Annotated in this window: 16 protein-coding genes; 6 read left to right on the top strand and 10 right to left on the bottom strand. The window is 70.1% G+C overall.

What is annotated here, in order from left to right:
• The 3 genes from RWR81_RS04895 to RWR81_RS04905 form a co-directional block, all read left to right on the top strand.
• The coding region (locus RWR81_RS04895; RefSeq protein WP_314455268.1) for an FtsX-like permease family protein at nucleotides 1–2,103 on the top strand (2,103 nt) is incomplete at its 5' end.
• 211 nt (nucleotides 2,104–2,314) lie between these two features.
• Nucleotides 2,315–3,052 carry a pentapeptide repeat-containing protein gene (locus RWR81_RS04900; protein WP_314455270.1) on the top strand — a complete coding sequence of 246 codons (738 nt, stop codon included), beginning with the start codon at nucleotides 2,315–2,317 and terminating at the stop codon, nucleotides 3,050–3,052.
• Nucleotides 3,049–3,609, top strand: coding sequence for a DivIVA domain-containing protein (locus RWR81_RS04905; RefSeq protein WP_314455273.1), 561 nt, complete (start codon nucleotides 3,049–3,051; stop codon nucleotides 3,607–3,609). The genes RWR81_RS04900 and RWR81_RS04905 overlap by 4 nt, the downstream gene beginning before the upstream one ends.
• Here the strand turns inward: RWR81_RS04905 and RWR81_RS04910 are convergent.
• The 5 genes from RWR81_RS04910 to panC all read right to left on the bottom strand — a co-directional run bounded on the left by RWR81_RS04910 (nucleotide 3,606) and on the right by panC (nucleotide 9,043).
• Nucleotides 3,606–4,154: an RloB family protein gene (locus tag RWR81_RS04910; RefSeq protein WP_314455276.1), complete on the bottom strand. Its 549-nt coding sequence runs from the start codon at nucleotides 4,152–4,154 to the stop codon at nucleotides 3,606–3,608. The genes RWR81_RS04905 and RWR81_RS04910 overlap by 4 nt on opposite strands.
• A gap of 61 nt (nucleotides 4,155–4,215) precedes the next feature.
• Nucleotides 4,216–5,517: an ATP-binding protein gene (locus RWR81_RS04915; RefSeq protein WP_314455279.1), complete on the bottom strand. Its 1,302-nt coding sequence runs from the start codon at nucleotides 5,515–5,517 to the stop codon at nucleotides 4,216–4,218.
• A 142-nt stretch (nucleotides 5,518–5,659) separates the two neighbouring features.
• Complete coding sequence (gene lysS / locus RWR81_RS04920; RefSeq protein ID WP_314455282.1) at nucleotides 5,660–7,342, bottom strand: lysine--tRNA ligase; 1,683 nt, start codon at nucleotides 7,340–7,342, stop codon at nucleotides 5,660–5,662.
• A gap of 104 nt (nucleotides 7,343–7,446) precedes the next feature.
• Nucleotides 7,447–7,902: an aspartate 1-decarboxylase gene (panD, locus tag RWR81_RS04925; RefSeq protein WP_314455287.1), complete on the bottom strand. Its 456-nt coding sequence runs from the start codon at nucleotides 7,900–7,902 to the stop codon at nucleotides 7,447–7,449.
• A 100-nt stretch (nucleotides 7,903–8,002) separates the two neighbouring features.
• The gene (gene panC / locus RWR81_RS04930; protein WP_314455290.1) at nucleotides 8,003–9,043 is read right to left on the bottom strand and encodes a pantoate--beta-alanine ligase; all 1,041 of its coding nucleotides are present in this window, start codon (nucleotides 9,041–9,043) and stop codon (nucleotides 8,003–8,005) included.
• Nucleotides 9,044–9,106: 63 nt separating this feature from the next.
• Here panC and RWR81_RS04935 point away from each other — a divergent pair, with 63 nt between their 5' ends.
• Complete coding sequence (locus RWR81_RS04935) at nucleotides 9,107–10,084, top strand: DUF2520 domain-containing protein (protein WP_314455293.1); 978 nt, start codon at nucleotides 9,107–9,109, stop codon at nucleotides 10,082–10,084.
• An 11-nt stretch (nucleotides 10,085–10,095) separates the two neighbouring features.
• On the opposite strand, the gene RWR81_RS04940 is transcribed toward RWR81_RS04935, so the two are convergent.
• From RWR81_RS04940 to folP, 5 genes are read right to left on the bottom strand one after another with little or no spacing between them, the layout of a single operon-like run.
• Complete coding sequence (locus tag RWR81_RS04940; protein WP_399498051.1) at nucleotides 10,096–11,835, bottom strand: PH domain-containing protein; 1,740 nt, start codon at nucleotides 11,833–11,835, stop codon at nucleotides 10,096–10,098.
• Nucleotides 11,836–11,894: 59 nt separating this feature from the next.
• Nucleotides 11,895–12,443, bottom strand: coding sequence for a PH domain-containing protein (locus tag RWR81_RS04945; RefSeq protein ID WP_314455299.1), 549 nt, complete (start codon nucleotides 12,441–12,443; stop codon nucleotides 11,895–11,897).
• The gene (locus RWR81_RS04950) at nucleotides 12,440–12,940 is read right to left on the bottom strand and encodes a DUF3180 family protein (protein WP_314455302.1); all 501 of its coding nucleotides are present in this window, start codon (nucleotides 12,938–12,940) and stop codon (nucleotides 12,440–12,442) included. Before RWR81_RS04950 ends, RWR81_RS04945 begins: the two co-directional genes overlap by 4 nt.
• The gene (gene folK, locus RWR81_RS04955) at nucleotides 12,940–15,675 is read right to left on the bottom strand and encodes a 2-amino-4-hydroxy-6-hydroxymethyldihydropteridine diphosphokinase (RefSeq protein ID WP_314455304.1); all 2,736 of its coding nucleotides are present in this window, start codon (nucleotides 15,673–15,675) and stop codon (nucleotides 12,940–12,942) included. Before folK ends, RWR81_RS04950 begins: the two co-directional genes overlap by 1 nt.
• The gene (gene folP, locus RWR81_RS04960; RefSeq protein ID WP_314455307.1) at nucleotides 15,672–16,568 is read right to left on the bottom strand and encodes a dihydropteroate synthase; all 897 of its coding nucleotides are present in this window, start codon (nucleotides 16,566–16,568) and stop codon (nucleotides 15,672–15,674) included. The genes folK and folP overlap by 4 nt, the downstream gene beginning before the upstream one ends.
• A 527-nt stretch (nucleotides 16,569–17,095) precedes the next feature.
• Here folP and RWR81_RS04965 point away from each other — a divergent pair.
• Together RWR81_RS04965 and RWR81_RS04970 are read left to right on the top strand one after the other, a co-directional pair.
• The gene (locus RWR81_RS04965; protein ID WP_314455381.1) at nucleotides 17,096–17,917 is read left to right on the top strand and encodes an ABC transporter ATP-binding protein; all 822 of its coding nucleotides are present in this window, start codon (nucleotides 17,096–17,098) and stop codon (nucleotides 17,915–17,917) included.
• Nucleotides 17,917–20,403, top strand: coding sequence for an FtsX-like permease family protein (locus RWR81_RS04970; protein ID WP_314455311.1), 2,487 nt, complete (start codon nucleotides 17,917–17,919; stop codon nucleotides 20,401–20,403). The genes RWR81_RS04965 and RWR81_RS04970 overlap by 1 nt, the downstream gene beginning before the upstream one ends.
• Nucleotides 20,404–20,436: the final 33 nt, after the last annotated feature.

A 20,436-nucleotide genomic window follows, 5' to 3' on the forward strand; every position in this document is an offset into this window, starting at 1 on the left:
TTCCTCATGCTGCTGGCCGCCGCCCAGGCCTTCCCCGAGCGCAGCATGCGCTCCACCTGGGCCTCCACCGCCCTCGCGCTCGAATCACAGCATTCCCAGGTCCTCAGTCCCGACCACGTCCTGACGGATGACGAGCTGGCCGTCGCCAGCGGCCTCGACACGGTGGGCCCGGAGACGATCACGGTCCTGCAGGTGGCCCTGCCCGAGTCGGGCACCACCTCGGTGAGGATCCCCGGCTCCGACATCGTCCCGAAGCCCGGTGAGTACCTCGCTTCCCCGGCCCTGGCCAAGCGCATCGGCTCCCTTCCCGCCGACCAGCTCGGTGAGCGCTACGGCAAGCAGGTCGGCACCCTGTCCTCCGACGCCGTCGAGGGGCCGGACTCGCTGGTGGCCGTCGTCGGGACGGATCTGGGGACCGTGGCCTCCTACCCGTCCGACATCCCGCCTCAGGCGGTCACCGCGTTCTCGGGGGTTCCCTACGGGAACGAGGCCTACCGGATCGCGACGATCATTGGCGCCATCGCGGTGCTCGTTCCCGCACTGCTGCTCGTCGGCATCGTCACCGACCTCGGGGCGGCGCAGCGGGCCGAGCGCTTCGCCACGCTGCGCCTCATCGGTGCCACGCCCCAGCAGGTGGCGCGAACCGCGGCCCTGGAGATCGGGGCCACCACCTTCGTCGGCGCCCTGGCGGGCGTGGCGCTCTACCTGGCCATGATTCCTGTGGCCGCCCAGATCCCGCTGGGCTCGAGTCGCTTCTACCAATCCGACCTGCTGCGCTCGCCGGTGAACTGGGTCCTCGCCGTCGCAGCGACCACGGCGGGGGCGGCGGCTGTTGCCTGGTGGCGCACGCGGCGGGCCGACCTCGGCCCCCTGGGCGGATCCCGGGAGCGCAGCGAGCGCCGCCCCCGCCTCATCGCGCTGGCGCCCGTGACCCTCGGGACGGCAGGGCTGGTGAGCGTCCCGATGCTGGCCAGTGAGAAGTCCGCACTCACCAACTACCTGCTGCCCGCCTCCTTCCTGTGCGCGATGCTCGGACTGCTGTGGGCCGGACCGGTCATCACCTGGTGGGTGGCGCGCTGTGGCCGGGCACTGGCCGGCTCGGCGGCACAGGTCATCGGCTTCAACCGGATCGTTCAGCACCCCCGGGCGGTCTTCCGGTCGGTGGCGGGCGTGGTCATCGCCGTCTACGCCATGACGCTGTTCGCCGTCGCCGTCACGGCGGCCTCGGGCACCCGTGAGGTCACGCAGGGTGAAGGTCACCTGAGTCCCACAGCGCTTACGGCCGCGCCGACGGTGCGCGACGAGGAGACCCTGGAGCGGGCCTCCGAGCGGCTCGCCGCCACGCCCGGAGTGACCACGGTCGCAGTGGGGTGGGGCAGTAACGACTCTCAGAAGGAGACGCAGATCATCCTTGAGGCCGACAAGGCGGAGGCCCTCGGGGCACCGCACGTGGAGACATCCAGCGGCGCGGTGAGTATCAGCAGCCGCTGGCTGTATATGGACGAGGCGGCCTCGCCGGTGGCGGCCACCGCGCAGGAGGAGATCGCCATCCGGGAACAGGGAGTGCCTACCATCTTCGTGGACACCGATCCGGCCGACTCCGGCGCCGTGGAGCGGGCACGGACCGCACTGATCACCTCCGAGCTGGAGCTGAGAGGCTCCCCCACGTCCCCCAGCTCCATCCAGAACCTCCAGGGCAGCGCCATGGAGAACCAGTTCGCCCGGCTGGGCTACATCGGCATCCTCATCGCCGCGGGCATCTCCGCGGTCTCGCTGGGAGTCTCGACGGCGGCGGCACTGCTGGGACGCAAGCGGGTTCTGGGACTGCTGCGACTGGTCGGCATGCCGGCGGCGACACTGCGCTCCATAGTCTCCTACGAGACGGTGCTGCCGGCGGCCACGGCGCTGGTCATGAGCATCGGCCTGGGCTGGCTGACCGCGTGGTCGCTCATCGGCGGGGCATCGGCCCGCCACGTCGGATGGCCGGGCGGCGGCTACTGGCTGATACTGGGAGCCTGTCTGGCGCTGGTAGCACTGGCGACCCTGGCCAGCGCCCGCTACGGCCGCCGCATGCTGGCCGCAACTACCGTCCGCTTCGAGTAGCACCGGCTGCAAACTGTCCATATCTGCCACAAAGGCCTCGGTCAGTCTCAGGGGCGCGTGAGGAAACCGCATGATCTCGCGGTTCCGTTCGGCGGGACAACGGGCCCTGGGCTCCTTTGTGGCAGATTTGGGCATGAGTCCCTCCTTCACAACCGGGCACCGGGGAGAACATCCCCCGGTGCCCGGAGCCGGTCTGCGATAGAACAGGACCATGACCGCACAACGGGCCGACGCCGCCGCAGGCCCCTCCACCGGGCACTCACCGAGGCCGCCGAACCTCACGGCGCCGGATCTCAGCCGCCTGCGCGGCGGAGGGGCCGATGAACTCGCCGCCGGCGAGATGGTCGAGGACCTGCGGCTGGCCGGGGCGGACTTGAGCGGCGCCGATCTGTCAGCGATCAGCCTGCTGAGCTGCCGACTCTCGGAGATCTTCACCGATGACACCGACCTGGCCGCCGCGCGCCTGGTCGACTGCCGCCTGGAGCGCCTGAGCTCCACCTATCTTCACAGTCCGCGCTCCACATGGCGAGCAGTGGAGCTCACCGGCTCGCGGATCGGCGCCTGGGAGCTATACGACGCCGACGTCGAGTCCGCCCTCATCGAGGACTGCCGCCTCGGTTTCGCCAACCTCGCCGGGACCGGCCTGCGCGACGTCCTCATCCGGGGAACCAGGATCGACGAACTGGACCTGAGCGGCGTCGAGGCCCAGCGGGTCCGTTTCGAGGACTGCCGGGTGGGCACGCTGCGGCTGAGCGGCGGGAGCCTGAGCGACGTCGACCTGCGCGGACTGGAGATGAGGGTGGTCAGCGGTCTCGGGGCACTGGCCGGGGCGACCATCAGCGGCGATCAGCTCGCCGAGCTCGCGCCGCTCTTGGCCACCCACCTGGGGCTGCGGGTCGAGGACCAGGACCACGGGCAGAAATCGATAACGGGGAGTGGGCGAGCATGACGCTACTGATATCCGATGACGTCCCTAACGTGAAGTTCGAGATCACAAGGCGCCGGGAGGGATACGTTCAGGACGAGGTCGACGAGTTCCTCGACGAAGTGACTACCACGCTGCGGGGACTCGAGGAGCGCCTTGGAATGGGGCCCGGCGCGACTACCGGTTCTCACCAGGAGGCGGGAATAATTCTGACCTCCCAGGACGTCAGGAGCATACGGTTCAAGACATCCAAGTTCCGAGAAGGGTACGAGCAGCCGGATGTCGATGCCTTCCTGGACACGGTCGCGGCCACCATGGAAACCATGGAGGCGCGGCTGAACAGAGGTCTCTACGGGGCCGATACGAGCGCGTACGGATCAGCGCCCGGGGCGTACGGGAACACCGGCTACACCACCGGGGCAGGAACCGTCCCGGAAACCGCCGGAGCGATGGACGACCCGCAGTACGCCGAGGCGATCGCCCAGCGCGACCAGTACATCGCCCAGCTCCAGCAGGAGAACGCCTACCTGCGCGCCGAGCTCGAGTACGCCCGGCGCCGCCTGGGAACGACCGGGTTTTAGAACTCGTCAGCGCCAAACAGTCCGAGACCGCGGAGCAGATGTGGCATTGTTGTCGATGGACAAGCACCCTGGGTACCGAGCTCGGGAAGGCTGTCCGTCGGCAGATGGCACCTGGCTACAGCTTGCACGGCCTCATCCCAAGGAAAGTCATCCGGCAGCATCTTGGCGTTCTTCTTGCTGAGTCCTGTTAGTTCCAGATAGTGCGCCTGAGCGTCCGCCTGGTTCTGGTAGTTCTTCACGTGGGCGTAGTGGGCGTTGAGCCAGACCTCGAAGCAGGGCACGGAAACGATGCCATGGACAACGGTCTTCCTGCTGCTCAACTTTCGACATTCGGTCAGAAAGTCATGACGGTCCTGGCCGTCGTGGTCGACGACGATCCACACCTCCCTGTAGTCGCTGAGATCTGATCGAGGTCCTTTGAGTTCCTTGATGACGGTGAGCGGGTCGCCATCGATGACCTTCACTTTGACTGAGATCTTGTCGCGGTCCACGCGTCGACATAGCTGCTGCAGGTAGACGTTCTCGGTGACCCGCCCGTTGGTCACGAGGAAAACGGAGCGCCGCTCGGATCGTTGAGCGCGTCGCCTCCTTCTCGGTGGCGTCATCTCACCTCGCCTCCACCGGTGTTGAGAGGTACCGGCGGAGGCTGGAGGTGTCCACCCGAGGAATAGCGCCGAAGGCACCGGCGAGGTAACGGCGCTGCTTGTTCGTGCCCTTGCGATTAGTGGGGAAGTCTGCGAGCGAGAAGAGCTCACTGGAACCGGAGGACGACTTCTCACTCATCCACACCTCGCCCGCCTCCAGGAGCTGGATGGGAGAATTGTCCAGGAGCGCCGTGTCATGGGTTGTGAAGATGATCTGGGCACCTCGGGTATTGAGGACCGGGTCCTTGAACATGTCCACCAATGTGGCGGTCAGTGTGGGGTGGAGGCTCGCATCGAGCTCGTCGATGCACAACACCTGGCCCAGCCGCAAAGCGTCAATGGCGGGACCGACCGTTGCCAGCCAGGTGAGAGTGCCCTGACTCTCCTGGCCGATAGTCAATCGATACTCCTCACCGTCGGCACCGCGGTGGTGGAGGACGAGGTGCCGCTGGAGCTCCTTGAGCACCTCGGCAGGAACCTCAGCCTCCTCATCCTCGCTCCAGGGAAGACGACGCAGGAGCTCAAGTACTTCCTGAGGAACCTCCTGCTCCTCGAGCTCAAGACCGACGATGCCAAGATCGGCGGCCCGAGCGATGGCGTTCGCGATGCCACTCCACTGCTCAGGGGCCTCTGCAAGCCGGCTCATGACCCACCGCAGACGCGAACTGCGCTCCTCGTCGCTGTGGTGGATGAAGCGCATGGTTCGCAGGCTGCGCGCGATCGGAGCAAGGGTGGCGTGCTTGTACTTGAGAGCGATGGCGAGGAAGAGGTCCTTGGGCGTCGTGATCCGACGGACCTCGTTCGTGGCACCCCTGAGGGTGGTGCCGGACTCGATCGTGGGCTCGTCATCCTCGGGGCCCTGGGTGCGCACGAAGACCTTGCGCCAGCGCTGCCCCGCCGCCCAGAGCTCCTCACGCGAAATGCCCCAGCGATGCGCCTCGACACTGTAGCTGTAGCGCTCGTTGTCATGGGTGAAACCGACGGAGAAACGGGACGGCAGTGTCGCATGGCCGCGATCGAGGCTGAAGGGCTGGTACAGGATGTCTCTATGGCCGCCGACGGCGTGGTGGAGGCAGTTAAGCGCATCCAGGAGGGTCGACTTGCCCGAGGCGTTGGCGCCGAAGATCGCCGCCACGCGCCATGTCTGTTCCTGCCATGGGGAGCCCGCGCGTGGCGTCAAGGTCTTGAGCGAACTCCGAGTGAGATCGAGGGTCGCCTCCTCCGCGTAACAGCAGTAGTTCGCTACGGTGAAGTCGAGAAGCATGCAATAACTATATTGTGAGTTCCTCGTTTTGGGAAGTTTTTTCCCAAAACGAGGAACTCACAACTGTCTTACCTCGAACGGCCAACTGACCATCGTCCGCTCAGAGGCGGCGATGACCAGCCTCGGGCACCGGCTGCCCGGGTCAGCTCCGCTTGACCAGGGGGAAGGTGATGGTCTCGCGGATCCCCTGGCCGGTGAGCACCATGAGGAGGCGGTCGATGCCCATGCCCATGCCGCCGCTGGGCGGGAAGCCCTGCTCCATGGCGACCAGGAAGTCCTCATCCAGGACCATGGCCTCGGGGTCGCCCTTGGCGGCCGCCAGGGCCTGGGCCTCGAAGCGCTCGCGCTGGACCACGGGGTCGGCGAGCTCGGAGTAGGCGGTGGCGGTTTCGAAGCCGCGCACGTAGAGGTCCCACTTCTCGGTCAGGCCCGGTTTGCTGCGGTGGTAGCGGGTCAGCGGCGAGGTGTCCTCGGGGAAGTCGTAGACGAAGGTGGGCGCCCACAGCTTGTTGCCGACGAGTTCCTCGAAGATGTCCTCGACGACCTTGCCGGTCACGGCGTAGTCGTCGACCTCCAGGCCGATCCTCTCGGCATGGGCGACGAGCTGCTCGCGCGGGGTCTCCACGGTGATCTCCTCACCGAGGGCCTCGGAGACGGAGGTGTAGAGGTCGATCTTGTCCCACTGGCCCGACAGGTCGTACTCGGTGCCGTCGGCCAGCGTGACGACCTCCCCGCCCTCGGGCAGGCCGAAGGCGTCGCGGGCCGCCTGCTGGACGAGGTCGCGGGTCAGCTCGGCCATGCCGTCGTAGTCGGAGTAGGCCTCGTAGGCCTCCAGAGCCGTGAACTCCGGGGAGTGGGAGGAGTCGGCTCCCTCGTTGCGGAAGTTGCGGTTGATCTCGAAGACGCGGTCGACGCCGCCGACCACAGCGCGCTTGAGGTAGATCTCCGTGGCGATGCGCAGGTAGAGATCCATGTCGAAGGCGTTCATGTGGGTGATGAACGGGCGCGCAGCCGCCCCGCCGTGAATGACCTGCAGCATGGGGGTCTCCAGCTCCAGGTAGTCGCGACGGAAGAAGTTCTCGCGGATGGAGCGCACGACGGCGGCGCGGGTGCGCACCATGTCGCGGGCGGCGGGTCGGGTGAGCAGGTCGAGCTCCCGGCGGCGCACTCGCTGCTCCTCCGAGAGCGTCACCGCCTCACCGGCCTCGTTGGTCCAGGTCTTGGGCAGGGGGCGCAGCGCCTTGGAGGCGATCCGCCAGGCGGGGACCTCGACGTCGTCGTCCCCGGCGGAGGCGGCCTCGGCGCCCTCGCGCAGGACCGGCTCGGCCATGACGGACAGCTCGCCACGGCGCGAGGAGATGACGCGGCCGTGGACGAAGAGGTGGTCGCCCAGGTCGACGTCAGCCTTGAAGGCCGCGAGCGCGGTGTGACCCTCGGCGGGCAGGGCCTTGGCCGAGAGCATGGCCTGCAGGGTGGTGCCGGCCCCGTCCTGGAGGGTGACGAAGCACAGGCGACCGGTGTTGCGCAGGAAGACGACGCGCCCGGCGACGCCGACGACGTCGTCGGTCTCGTCTCCGGCCTCGAGGTGGGAGTAGGCCTCACGCACGGCGGCGATGGTGGTGGTGACGGGTACCGAGACCGGGTAGGGGTCCCAACCCTCGCCGCGCAGGCGCTCGCGCTTGCCGGCGCGGACCTCGAACTGCTCGCCCGGGCCCGGGTCGGCCTTGGACTGCTTGGGCCGGTCCGCAGACCTCGCCGACTTCGAGGACTCGGTGCCGGCGGGGGTGGCGGTCGGGTCAGGACTGGGGGTGGTCTCGTCTGTCACGTGAAGGAGTCTAACGGCGCCCGCCCGCCCCGGCCGCTCCCCAGGGCCCGACGACGCCCGCACCACACCCGATCCTGGTCACACCGGGTGGCCGGCGGGGCGGGTCAGGCTCGGGCCTCGGCCAGGGGGATGCCGGAGGGGCGCAGCCCCTGGAGGCGGGCGAGGTCGGAGTCGACCGGGACCTGGCCGGGGTCGGTGCCCCGCTCGACGATCCGGTTGGCCGCGTCGACGAAGACGACATGAGGCAGGTAGGTGCGGGCCTCTTCGTCGGGAATCTGGGAGTAGGCGATGAGGATGATGACATCGCCGGGGCTGACCAGGTGGGCGGCGGCACCGTTGACGCAGATCTCTCCGGCGCCGCGCTCGCCGGGGATGACGTAGGTGGACAGGCGGTTGCCGTTGGTGCAGTTGCAGATGTCGACGCGCTCGCCGGGCAGCAGGTCGGCGGCCTCGAGCAGGTCGACGTCCACCGTGATCGAGCCGACGTAGTCGAGGTCGGCCTGGGTCACGGTGGCGCGGTGGATCTTGGACGTCATCATCGTCCGGGTGCGGGCACTCATCGCGGCACAGCGTAGACGGCGGCGGGCCCGGCGCACTGTACGGTGCGGCACAGGGTGAGCGACCCGACAGGTACGCGGGCTGCGGAGCGCACCGGGGCGCCTACGGGCGCAGGTCGATGAGGGTGTTGTCGATGAGGCGAGTGGTTCCCACGCGGGCGGCCACGGCCAGCAGGCCCACAGCGGGCAGCCCCTCCCCCGTGTCCTCGCGCACCGATGCGCTGCGCGGCAGGCCGAGGCCGGCGTCAGTCAGGTCCTCGAAGCCGGCGGGGTCGACGAGGGCCACGTAGTCGATCTCGACGCCGTCGGCCGCCTCCAGGGACGCCAGGGCGGCCCGGCGGATCGCGGCAGGGTCGAGGCGGGTGCCGGAGCCGGCCGCCTGCGCCGCAGCGTCGCGACCTGCCTGGAGAGCCCGGGAGAGGGCCAGGGCCTGGCGGCGCTGCTCAGGGCTGAGATAGGCGTTGCGCGAGCTCATGGCCAGGCCGTCGCTCTCGCGGCGGATGTCGACCGGCACGATCTCCAGCGGGACGGCCAGGTCGCGCACCATGGACTCGATGATCGCCAGCTGCTGGGCGTCCTTGCGGCCGAACAGCGCCCAGCGCGGGGCGGTCAGGTGCATGAGGGTGAGCACCACCTGGCACACGCCGGCGAAGTGGGTGGGACGGGTACGCCCCTCCAGGACCGTGGCGATGGGGCCGGGATCGATACGCACCGCAGGCTGCCCGGCAGGGTAGAGGACCTCCGGGGTGGGGGCGAAGACGACGAGCCGCCCCACGCCCGGGGCGCCGTCGGCGCCGGTGAGGGTCCGGGCCAGGCCGGCCAGGTCGCCCTCGAGGTCACGCGGGTAGGAGTCGAGGTCCTCGGTGGGGGCGAACTGGAGAGGATTGACGAAGATGGTCACCACGACGGTACCGGCCGGCCCGACGCGCCGGGCGGCCTCGCGCACGAGGTCGAAGTGGCCCTCGTGGAGGGCGCCCATGGTCATGACGACCGCGCGGAGGCCCGGACTGCCGGTCAGGGCGGCGGTGAGCTCGGCGCGGCTGTGGGTCAGGACGGTTGCGGCGTCGGCGTCTCCGGGACCGGCAAGGCCCGAGCGGGGGGCGGAAACAGGCGTCGGTGCGGGGTCGGTGCTCACGCGCCCCACGCTAGTCGCCCCGCTGGGCCGCGACGAATCCACAGCTCCCGACGGGCATGAGAGCATCGGGGTATGAGCGAGGTTGGCGCTACGAGTCCTGGCATGAGCCCGAGTGAGCACAGCGGCGCCGGCGCGGCCCGGCCCGGTCGGCTGGGCGTCGGCATCATCTCCGCCGGCCGCGTCGGGGCGGTCCTGGGCTGCGCGCTGCGGGCGGTGGAGCACCAGGTGATCGGCGTCCACGCGGTCTCGGAGGACTCGCGCGAGCGCGCCGAGATGCTGTTGCCGGGCGTTCCGGTCCTGGAGGTCGAGGAGATCGTCGAGCGCGCCGAACTCGTTCTGCTGGCCGTGCCGGACGACGCGCTCACGTCGCTCGTCCAAGGACTGGCGGATCTGGGCCGCTGGCAGGCGGGCCAGCTGGTGGCCCACACCTCGGGCCGTTACGGCGTCGCCGTCCTGGCTCCTGCACGGCGCTGTGGGGCGATCCCGCTGGCGCTCCACCCGGCGATGACCTTCTCCGGCTTCTCCACGGATGTGGCTCGGCTCGTCGGCTGCCCGATGGCCGTGACCGCGCCTGCGGCGGTGCTGCCCATCGCTCAGGCGCTGGTGGTCGAGCTCGGCGGGGAGCCCTTCGTCCTGGAGGAGTCGGCGCGCCCGGCCTACCACGCAGCCCTCGCCCACGGCGCCAACCACCTGCTGACCGTGGCGACACAGGCCGTCCGGGCACTGGCGGCCGCGGGGGTCGAGGACGGGGCGGCTACGCTCGGTCCTCTGCTCACCGCTGCCCTGGACCGGGCCCTGCATGAGGGCGAGGCGGGTCTGACCGGCCCGGTCTCCCGGGGTGACGCCGGCACGGTGGCCGCCCACCTGGAGGCGCTCTCCTGCCTGCGCGACGGCGAAGGACAGAGCCTCGACGACATCGTCGCCTCCTACCGGCAGCTGGCCGGCGTCACCACCGATCGCTGCGAGGCCACCGGTCGGCTGACCGCCGAGCAGGCTCAGCGCCTGCGCGAGACCCTGGGTCCCGAGGGCGAAGATCGGACGCACCAGTAGGTGGTGACGCCTCAGTTGACCGGTCCTGCGGCAACGGCGCGCATGAGCCACCGGTCGAGCCGCTCGGCGCTGGAGCGGCGCAGCGCCCGCTCATTGATCTGTACCGCGAGCGCCTTGGCGTCGGCGGCGTCGAGGTTGGTGATCGAGGTGGGGACCTCCTGGGCGACCATGTCGAGCCGGAGGGAGGCCAGCCTCCGCCTGCGTGCCAGCGGTCCCCGGTGGACGCGCAGGGACTGGATGCGTTCGTAGGGGAAGACGGCGACTCGCCGTCGCCAGCGGCCGTGGCGGATGATGACGCAGGTGTCGGTCAGGATGACGGCGGCGCGCCGCCAGGTCAGGGGGCGGAAGATGCGCCCACGGCGGCTGATGCGCACAAAGCCGCGCTCGGCCGAGCCCGCCGGAGCCTGCGGGTCTCCGACGCCGTCGTCGTCCCGGCCGTTGAGGGCCTGGGCGAGCAAGGTGTCCGGATCGGGCACGCCCAGGTCGGGGACAACGAGCCACAGTGCGCGTAGGGCGGTGTCGCGCACCCCCACGGGCAGCAGCAGGTTGGCGGTCTGCCGGTCCTGGCCGTCCTGGGGGTGGTCCTCACGGCCGGCCACGGAGACGTCCACCTTCCACCAGTCCTTGCCTCGCCACAGGACCGGCTGGGTGATCCCGACGGCGTGGACGCGCCCGGGCGGCAGCGTGCGCGAGGTATCGGCGGTGAGCCCGTAACGCACCCGGATGCCGCTGGGTGTGGCGGCGGCCTGGAAGCTCCAGGCGTTGTTGAACCTGGACCACACGAGCGCCACGGCACCGGCGATCGACGTGAGGAAGGAGGAGATCATTGGCAGCCAGACGTCACTGGGCAGCGTCCCGGTGACGATGATGACGCCCCCGCCCGCGAGCACACCGACGGCCACTACTAGAAGCACGTATGTCGAGGGGCTGCGCAGCAAGGATCCGATGAGGATCCCGGCATCGACGCCATAGAGCGGGTGCTCCTGGAAGCTGGAGGCCCGAAGGCGCGTGGAGTGCGGGGAGGGGGCATCGGCGCCCCCGGACCCGGTGACGGCCGGGCGTGCGGGCGCGGACTCTTCGGTGGAGATCGGGGCCTCGTCGATGCTCGCGGGGTCCGCGCCCGGACCTCTCTGCCTCATTATCTCCGGATCGGTCGGCCCCTCCGCGCCGGGGGCGGGCACCTCGACCTGTCCGGCGGCCAGGTCGAGGATGCGGTCGCGCAGGGCGTGGAGCTCGTGGGTGGTGAGGAACCCGATAACGACCCGCGAGTCCCGACCACCGGCGACCTCGACGGTCAGCCGCCCCAGTCCGAGGATGCGCCCGAGTAGGGGGTGGACGACGTCGACGGACTGGATACGCGGCAGGCGGGCCGTGCGGAGCTTGCGGCTGAGGATGCCCGAGCGCAGGTAGACGCCGTCGGCGTCCACGGCGTAGGCGCGCCGCCACCAGCTGAGCAGCCCCAGCCCCGCCCACAGGACGATGAGGCCGATGAGGCCGAGCAGGTAGTAGCCGAGCTGACCGCTCAGGGAGAAGCCGTGCTCGTGGGCAAAGCGGTAAGCGCGCAGGAAGTCATTGAGATTCCGGATCATGACGAAGACGAGCACGCCGGTGGCGATCTTCCAGCCCTCCAGCAGCGGCGTGACGAAGCAGACCCGGTGCCAGGTGACGTTGTCGGGCAGGGGCAGCTCCCGTGAGTCGGCGGTCGCTCCGTCGCCCCGGGAGGCTCCCGGCCCGGGCTCCCGACCCGTCATCTGATCGGTTGTCCGGGCGGAGCTCCGCCCCGCAACCGGCTCGGCCCCCGGTTCAGAGATCACAGTCCGGCCATCCTCTCCTCACCACGACGGGACAGGATCTGACGCAGGTTCTCCGCCTCGACCACAGGCAGTCCGTTGATCGTGGCATCGGTGCTGGCCGAGGCGGTGTGGAGCCTGACCTCGGCGATGCCCAGCCATCGGGCGAGCGGGCCCTGGGAGGTGTCCACGAACTGCATGCGCCCGTAAGGGGTGACGGTGATGGAGCGGAACATGACGCCGTGGCGCCACAGGAGGTGGTTGTCGGTCAGGGCGTAACCCATGGCCCGCACCTGGCGCGGGATGAGCCAGAGCTGCCAGACGAACAGAGCCGCGAAGACCCCCGCCGGGATGAAGAATCCGGAATTGATGAGCACACCCGGGATGACGAATCCGATGACGAGAGCGGCACTGACGATGCCGCCCCCCAGGAGACGGGCGGTGATGAGGCGGGAGGAGACCGGTTGGAAGACGACGCCGTCGGGAGCGAAGGGGTCGGCACCGGCCGGCGATCCCGCTGCGGGGGCGGATGCGGAGCCCTGAGCAGGTATGGGGGCTGAGATGGTCATGCGGGGGCTCCTGGTCCCTCGGGGGCCCGCCCGGAGGCACCGGACGAGCCGTCGTCATCACCGTCACCGGAGATGGAGCACCACTGCTCGACTATGAAACCTACGACACACCACACCAGGCAGGCCACCAGGCAGCCGACGGATGTCCAGGCCAGGTGAGTCATAGCCGGCGAGCGAGGTGTGACGAGGGCCAGGATGAGCCCGCCGGCGTAGACGCCCCCCAGGAGGGCGCCCACGATGGCCGAGGCCTGGGCGGCGGCGGCCGTGGTGGCCGCACCGGTGGGGGTGATCCAGGTGCGCTCGTGCGCCCGCAGCCGCCGAACCGCCAGACCGCATATGAGAACGATTCCGGCGATGACCAGCGCAGTCACCGCCCCCCACGGGGTGAGGGCCGGGACCCAGCCGACATGACGCAGAAGCAGGTCCCCACCCACCCAGGAGGCCACGGCAGCAGCGACGGAGCAGGCAAGGGCACTGGTCCAGCGGATACGCCGCATCAGGCGTCCCGATGGGGTCCTGCGCCCGGAGCGCCACCGCCGATGACGTCGTTCCACTGCAGCGGGGACTGCCAGGCCTCCCCGGTGGCATCACCGCGCTGCGGCTGGGTCGAAGGACCGGCCTGGTCATGCTGGCCGGCGGCGTAGTCCGCGTAGCTGCCGACGTCCTGCTGGTCACCGGGGAACCCGCCGACTCCGGCGACACGCCCAGGGGTGTACCCGCCCTGCGAGTCGGAAGCTCCGGTGCCGCCGGGACCGCCGGCGGCCTCCGGGGCCGAGGCGGCCAGGTAGGGCGAGTCGAACTGCGGGGCCTGGCCGGACCAGGGGCTCGAGTCGTAGGAGGACTCGAAGGGAGCCTGTGCGTCGAGTGGCTGCGCCGATGAGACGGGCCCGGCCGCCCCGGGGGAGCTGCTGGAGATGCCGCGGGCGTAGTCGGGGGCCGAGCCGGCGTCGGCCACGGGGGACTCGTCGCGGGTGGTGTCATAGACGAGCTCCGGTTCGGTCTCGCCAGGGACCTGCTCCACCGGGGGCTCCACATAGGGACCGGTGGGCTTGTCCGGCAAGGAGTCGGAGTCGAGCCAGTCGAAGGCCAGCCACCGCAGGCCACCGCGGTCGGGGGCGTTCTCGGCGAGCTCGGAGACGGAGTGCCCGGCCAGCTCGGCGAAGGGGTCGGCCTGGCTCCACGGCACGAGGACGAAGGCGCGCTCGGCGGCGCGCGGGTGCGGCAGGGACAGCTCCGGGTCGGTGGAGGTGACTCCCTCTACCTCGATGATGTCGACGTCGAGGGTACGAACGCCCCACGGCTCGGTGCGCACCCGTCCGGCGGCGTCCTCCAGGGCGTGACAGACATCGAGCAGCTCACGCGGGGAGAGGGTCGTCAGAGCCGAGACCACCGTGTTGAGGTAGTCGGGCTGCGGCTCAGCCCCCTCAGCGACGACGGCAATAGTACGGGCCAGCGGCGCAACCTGCGTGACCTCGATGCCCTCGACTCCCTTGAGACTCTGGACCGCTGTACGCAGGGACTCCACGACCCCGCCCACATTGGCGCCCAACCCGAAGACGACGCCGACGGGACGGCCGGGCCTCTCGGCCAGAGGGTCGACCGGGGCCGCGTTGGAAGCCGCCGGGACCGGGAATCCGGGCTGCGCCGGAGCCGAGGGGGACGAGGCGTCGTTGGAGTAGGACGACGGAGCGCCATCCTGGCTCACCGCTCCGGGGTACTCGCCCGGTGCTGGGAAGGGCGACGATGCGGAGCGGACCGGCTGTGCCGACGACGCCGAGAACTGCCCCGGGGAGAAGGGGCTGGGATCGGTCGGGGGATGGGATGTCGGTACGCCACTGAGTCCGCCGGCGACGACGGAGTCGGAGACGTCGGAGCCACTCAGGGCGGAGAAGGGGCTCTCCACTCTCTTACCGGCCTCATCGCTGCCGGCGATCCCGCTGTAGCCGGATCCACGGCGTGAGCTCGAACCGCTGTAGGAGTCGGGCTCACCGAGGATGTCCACGGGGCCGTTGGCAACCGGAGCCGCCTGCTGCTCGACGTCCTCGGAGGAGGCGACGTGGCGACCCTCCCGGGGCATTTGATCCGGCAGCCGACCGACAGCGGAGTCCGCCCCCTCGGGAGCAGCGGTACCTGCACTCGGATCGACGGCGACAGAGGAGGCGGCGGGCTCCGGCTGCGCCTCGGGGACTGCGGGGGTCACGCCCATGGCATCGGCCGCCAGGCTCACGAATCCGTCGGCCCCGGCGGTCCTGCCGGCAGAGGCCGCGGTGGGGGCGCTGGAGGAGAAGCCGTCCAGTAGACCCGCCGCTGCGGAGGCATCGGTCGCCACGCTGTAGGAGTCTGAGACCGCAGAGGCCTCGGGGGAGGCTGAGACCATAGGAACCTCATGAGCCTGGGAGGAAGAGGGCGAGGAGGAGTCCGTGGCCCAGTCCGGTACCCAGGACTGCGTCATCGCAGCGGCTCCACCAGGGGCCGCCGCCTCAGCCGGGAAGGGCGTGGGTACAGAGGGCGCGGCGGCTGTGAAGGGCGAGCGCGCGGGAGTCTCCAGTGGTGAGGCGGGTGAGGGCGTCGGAGTGATCGGCGGCTCGGGGGTCGGGACTACCGGTGCGGCCACGGCTGCTGCGATGCTCTCCGTGATTGAGGCGGATGTGGGGTCGGGGCTCTCGGGGACCAAGGAGGCCACCGGGGTTGCGGCCGGTGACTCGTGGACTGGAACGGCTGGTGAGGCGGCGGCCACGGGTGAGGCCGGGGAGGAGGATGCGGCCGGCTCCGCGGCCTGGGAGGTCTGAGCCGCCCAGGCTGCCTGGCTGGTGGCGGGGGGCCCGCCGTGGCTCGCAGCGGCGTCGGCCACCCGATGAATGGTCACTGAGACGTCCTCGAAGGCGACGTCGAGGGGCGCCTCGGGCTTGTGCACAGTGACCTCGGCGGCCACGACACGGGGGAAGGACAGGACTCGCTCGGCGATCCGATCCGCCAGGGACTCGATGAGGTTGACCGGCTCGCCCTCGATGATGCTGACGATGCCGTTGGCCACGCGGGAGTAGTCGACGGCGTCGGTCACCGAGTCGGTGACAGCGGCCACGGCGGTGCCGCGCGCACCCAGGTCGAGGACGACGTCGACCGTGAAGAGCTGGCCCTCCTCTCGTTCGAAGGGCAGGACGCCGTGGTGGCCGCGGGCGGACAGGCCGATGAGGCTGATCCGGTCGGTGGTCGCGGAGACTGAGGTGCTCACTGGTGTTCCTTCCAGAGGGAGGCGGTGCGGACGGCGGCCCGGTTGGCCGGGACCTCGTGGACTCTGACGGCCCAGGCGCCGGCGGCGGCGGCCAGGGCGGTGGTGGCGGCGGTGACGGCGTCGCGTTGGACGGGGGTGGCGTCTGCCTCAGCGGCCTGGGCCAGGAAGCGCTTGCGGGAGGAGCCGACCAGAAGAGGCTGCCCCAGGTCGGCGATGAGCCGGGCGGTGGCGGCCAGCAGCTCCCAGGACTGCTCGTGGGTCTTGGCGAAGCCGAGGCCGGGGTCCACGACCACCTGGGAGCGGTCGACCCCCGCGGCGTCCAGCCCGGCCAGGCGCTCGCGCAGCTCGGCCTCCACCCCGGTGACGACGCCGCCCGGGTAGCCGGTGAGCCGGTCCATGGTCTCGGGATCGCCGCGCCAGTGCTGGCAGACGTAGACGACACCGGTGCGGGCGATGAGGCCGTGCATGGCCGGGTCGGCCAGTCCCCCGGAGACGTCATTGATGATGTGAGCGCCGGCGTCGATGGCGGCCTCGGCGGTGGCGGCATGGATGGTGTCGACCGAGATGATCGCACCGTCGGCAGCTCCATGAGTCATCCCGCCGTCGCCCCCCTCTGCCACGAGTGCTCGCACCACAGGCAGGACGCGGGAGATCTCGGTGTCGACGTCGACCCTCTGAGCGCCGGGGCGGGTGGACTCCCCCCCGATGTCGATGATGTCGGCACCCTGGGAGATGAGCTCGCGGGCGTGGGCCACCGCCGCCTCGGGGTCGACCCAGCGGCCGCCGTCGGAGAAGGAGTCGGGGGTGACGTTGAGGACGCCCATGAGGAGCGTCCGGCCACGAGGCACCCACCCCGGCAGAGGAGCCGGGACGGCGGCGGGAAGAATCGTCACAGGGCCAGGCTAACGGCTGGCCCGGCACTGCGGGGGGACCGAAACATCTTCAGCCCGCCACAAAGTGAGAGCCGGAACACGGAGGCCATCGGTTCGGGCGCCAATGACGGCGCTGCGCCGGGGTCAGGCCGCCCAACTTCGACCAAAACTTCATAGGAGACGCGGAGCCGTGTCGTCTATGAAGTTTTGGTCGAAGTTGATGGGCCTCACGGCCAGGGTACGGCTGAGCGGTCGCCCCTCACCCAAAAGGTGGAGCCGCCGCCGCAGTCCGTCCCTTCGATGCATTCCGGCTCGATGACACTATTTCTATGCTTTTTCACGTCACCAGGCAGTCCCGGGCATCACATGACTCAAGCGACCGGCTCTGCCCGCCACACGAGCCAGTCACCGAGAAGGGTCATGAGATGACGCACCCGCCCCAGCCGCCGGTCTACGGCCACCCTGTCCATCCCGCTCCGCTCCCCCAGGCAGCCCCGGCCGCCCCGGGAGCGCCGACGGCGCCTGCCACTCCCACAGCCACCCCACCGATGCGGGTCGTCGAGGCCCGCGGTCTGACCAAGGTCTACGGCGAGGGCGAGGCCCGAGTCGTCGCCCTGGACTCGGCGAGCATGGTGGTGGGACGCGGCGAGTTCGTGTCCATCATGGGCCCCTCCGGCTCGGGCAAGTCCACCCTCCTGCACTGCCTGGCGGGCCTGGACACCCCCACCTCTGGGAGCGTCCTCATCGCCGGCCAGGACCTGTCGGGAATGAAGGACAAGCAGCTCACCGCCGTGCGCCGCGACCGCCTCGGCTTCATCTTCCAGTCCTTCAACCTCCTGCCCACCTTGAGCGCCGAGGAGAACATCCTCCTGCCCCAGCGCCTGGCCCACCGTAAGCCGCAGCGGGACTGGTACGACGCCGTCATCTCCACCCTGGGCATCGGCGACCGCCTGTCCCACCGCCCCCACGAGCTCTCCGGCGGCCAGCAGCAGCGCGTGGCCGTGGCCCGCGCCCTCGTGGGCCGCCCCGAGGTGGTCTTCGCCGACGAGCCCACCGGAGCGCTGGACACCGCCTCGGCCGCCGCCCTGCTGGAGACCATGGCCGACATGTGCGAGCACCTGGGACAGACCGTCGTCATGGTCACCCACGATGAGCAGGCCGCGGCCACCACCAACCGCATCATCCGACTGCGCGACGGGCGCATCACCGGGGTCGAGGCCGTGCGCCGCCCGATCGGCGGCCACGACACCCCGGCCGTCGCACCCGGCGCCCGTCACGTCGCCGGCCCCGCTGTGGGGCCGGCCCCCGCTTCCGGCCCGGCAAGCGGCCCCGCCACCACTGGCTCGACGCCCCGGACGGAGGCCCGCTGATGCCCTCGCTGCTCGACATCCGGCGCACCGCCGCGGCCCTCGTGGCCGTGGCCATGAGTGCCGCCCTCATCGCCTTCGCCTTCATCATCTCCGACTCCGCCCGAACCCAGATGCAGACCGGTGCGCTCCTATCCGTGGGGGACGCGAGCGTCGTCGTCCAGAAGCCCGTGAAGCGCCAGACCTCGGGGGGCGAGCTGGATGACGCTCTCCTCAAGCGGGTCGCCGCCCTCGACGGGGTCGCCTCCGTGCGGGGCCTCCACTGGGACGTCCTCGACCTCGATCTGCCCAAGCAGCTGCGCAATGCCGCCAACATCGCCGTCAGCGCGCAGGACGTTCCGCCCCTCAGCCGGTTCACCACCCTGAGCGGCGGACGCCTGCCCACCACCACCGGTGAGGTCGCCATCAGCACAGCGCTGGCCGAGCAGCGGGGCCTCAGCGTCGGCAACACGATCCGCCTCACCACGAACGACGCCGATGAGAACGCCGATGCACCGCACAGTGCACCCACGGTCGTCGGCATTGTCTCCCCCGGCCCCGACACCGAGCTGGCGGGAATCGGAGCGGTCTACGCCACCACCGACCAGCTCCGGGCGATGGGCGCCAGCACCAGCTACTACCAGCTCTACGTCACCGCGAAACCGGGAACCGACACCGTCGCCTTGACGGCCGAGGTGGAGCAGACGGTTCACGCCGTCCAGCCCAACGCCTCGGTTCAGGACAGGGATTCCATCATCTCCCAGCGCTCCCAGAACCAGCAGGGCGGCACGATGATCGCCAGCATCCTCAACGTCCTGGCGCCGGTGTGCGCGATGGTCGCCGTCATCGTCATCGCCACCACCTTCAGCACCCTCGTGGCGCGCCAGACCCGCACGATCGGGCTCATGCGCTGCATCGGCACGAGCCGGCGCCAGGTGATGCTCGCCGTCCTGCGCACCGGGCTCATCACCGGCCTGCTCGGTTCCATTCTCGGCACGGCCGCAGGAACCGGGATCGCCGCAGCAGCGATCTCCTCAGGACGGTTCGCGGACCTCAAGGCGGATCAGCTGACCATCTCCCCGATGTCTCTGGCCCTCACCATCACCCTGGGCACGCTGGTCACCCTCATCGCGGTCCTGCGTCCTGCCCGTCAGGCCACCCGCATCTCCCCGCTCGTCGCTCTCACCGGGCAGGTGGCGAGCATCAAGCAGAACGGACGCGCCAGGAGGTGGGCGGCCATCGCCGGAGTCGTCGTCGCCGGGATCGGCGCGGCCGTGGTCACCTTCGGCATTCAGATCTCCGACATCTACTTCACGGCAGCCGGAAGCGGCATCGTCGTCCTCGGTGCACTGCTCGGTCTGCCGCTGCTGGTCACCGTCATCATCGGCCTCATCGGCCGGGTCAGCAGCGGCACGCGGTTTCCGGTGATGCACCTGGCCACGCGCAACCTGGCCCGCAACTCCGGACGGTCCGCCGCCGCTGCCACCACGCTCTTCGTCTGCGTCCTGGTGGGCTCGGGGCTCTTCGTCGGCCTGTCCTCCCTGAACACCTCCTTCGAGAACATCCTCGGCCACAGCTCACCCGTGGACGCCAGGATCTTCGGTGTCACGCCGCAGACCGATACCGCGCGGCTGACGGAGCAGGTCAAGGCGGTCGACGGTGTCAAGGACGTCACCTACGTGCCGACGCTCGAGCTGACTGGGGCCGTTGACGGACGGACCGACAAGACCGTCGTGGACGTCATCGACACCGACGCCATCGACCCCATTGTGCGCACGACGAGCGGTCTGGAGGACCTCGATGACGGCACCCTCATCGTGGGCAGCCTCTACGACATTCCAGACGGCTCCACTGTGACCCTGACCGGCGCCGCAGGCAGCGTTGAGCTGACGGCTCGCGTCCGCGAGGGGTGGGGCGCCGTGGTCACCCCGGAAGTGGCGCAGCGCCTCAACGGAGACGCCCCAACCGACACCACCATGTGGGTGCGTTCCACCGGCAGCGCCATGACGTCGGTCACCGAGCACGGCCTCCATGCCGCTGTCCGGGGCCAGGAACTCATGGTGAGCGGAAGCGCCTCCGGCGTCGAGCGGATGTCGGCCCAGATCATGAAGGTAGCGCTCATTGTCTGTCTGGTTCTGGGCGCCGCCCTGGTCATCGCCCTGTCCGGGCTGGCCAACATCACGGACGTCTCGGTCCTGGAGCGGGTCCGCGAGATCGGGATTCTGCGCGCCACCGGCAGCTCCCGCAAAGAGATCCGCCGGCTCATCGCCACCGAGGGGATCCTCGTGGCCGCTGTAGGAGGGGGCCTGGGGCTCCTCATCGGGACGGCGCTGGGCGTCTCCGGAACGCTCGCGGTGGCCGAGTCCGCTGAGGGCATGACGGCGCACATCCCTCATCTCGCACTGCTCGGCATGTTCGCCGCGACCCTGGCCGTCGGCCTGCTGGCCTCGCTGCGCCCGGCCGGCCGGGCCGCCTCGGTGCCACCGGTCAGGGCCCTGTCCGAAGAGTGAGGATGCGGCGATGAGGGCTCTGCTCCAGTGAAC

It is taken from the genome of uncultured Actinomyces sp. (assembly GCF_963526355.1).
Classification (GTDB): domain Bacteria; phylum Actinomycetota; class Actinomycetes; order Actinomycetales; family Actinomycetaceae; genus Actinomyces.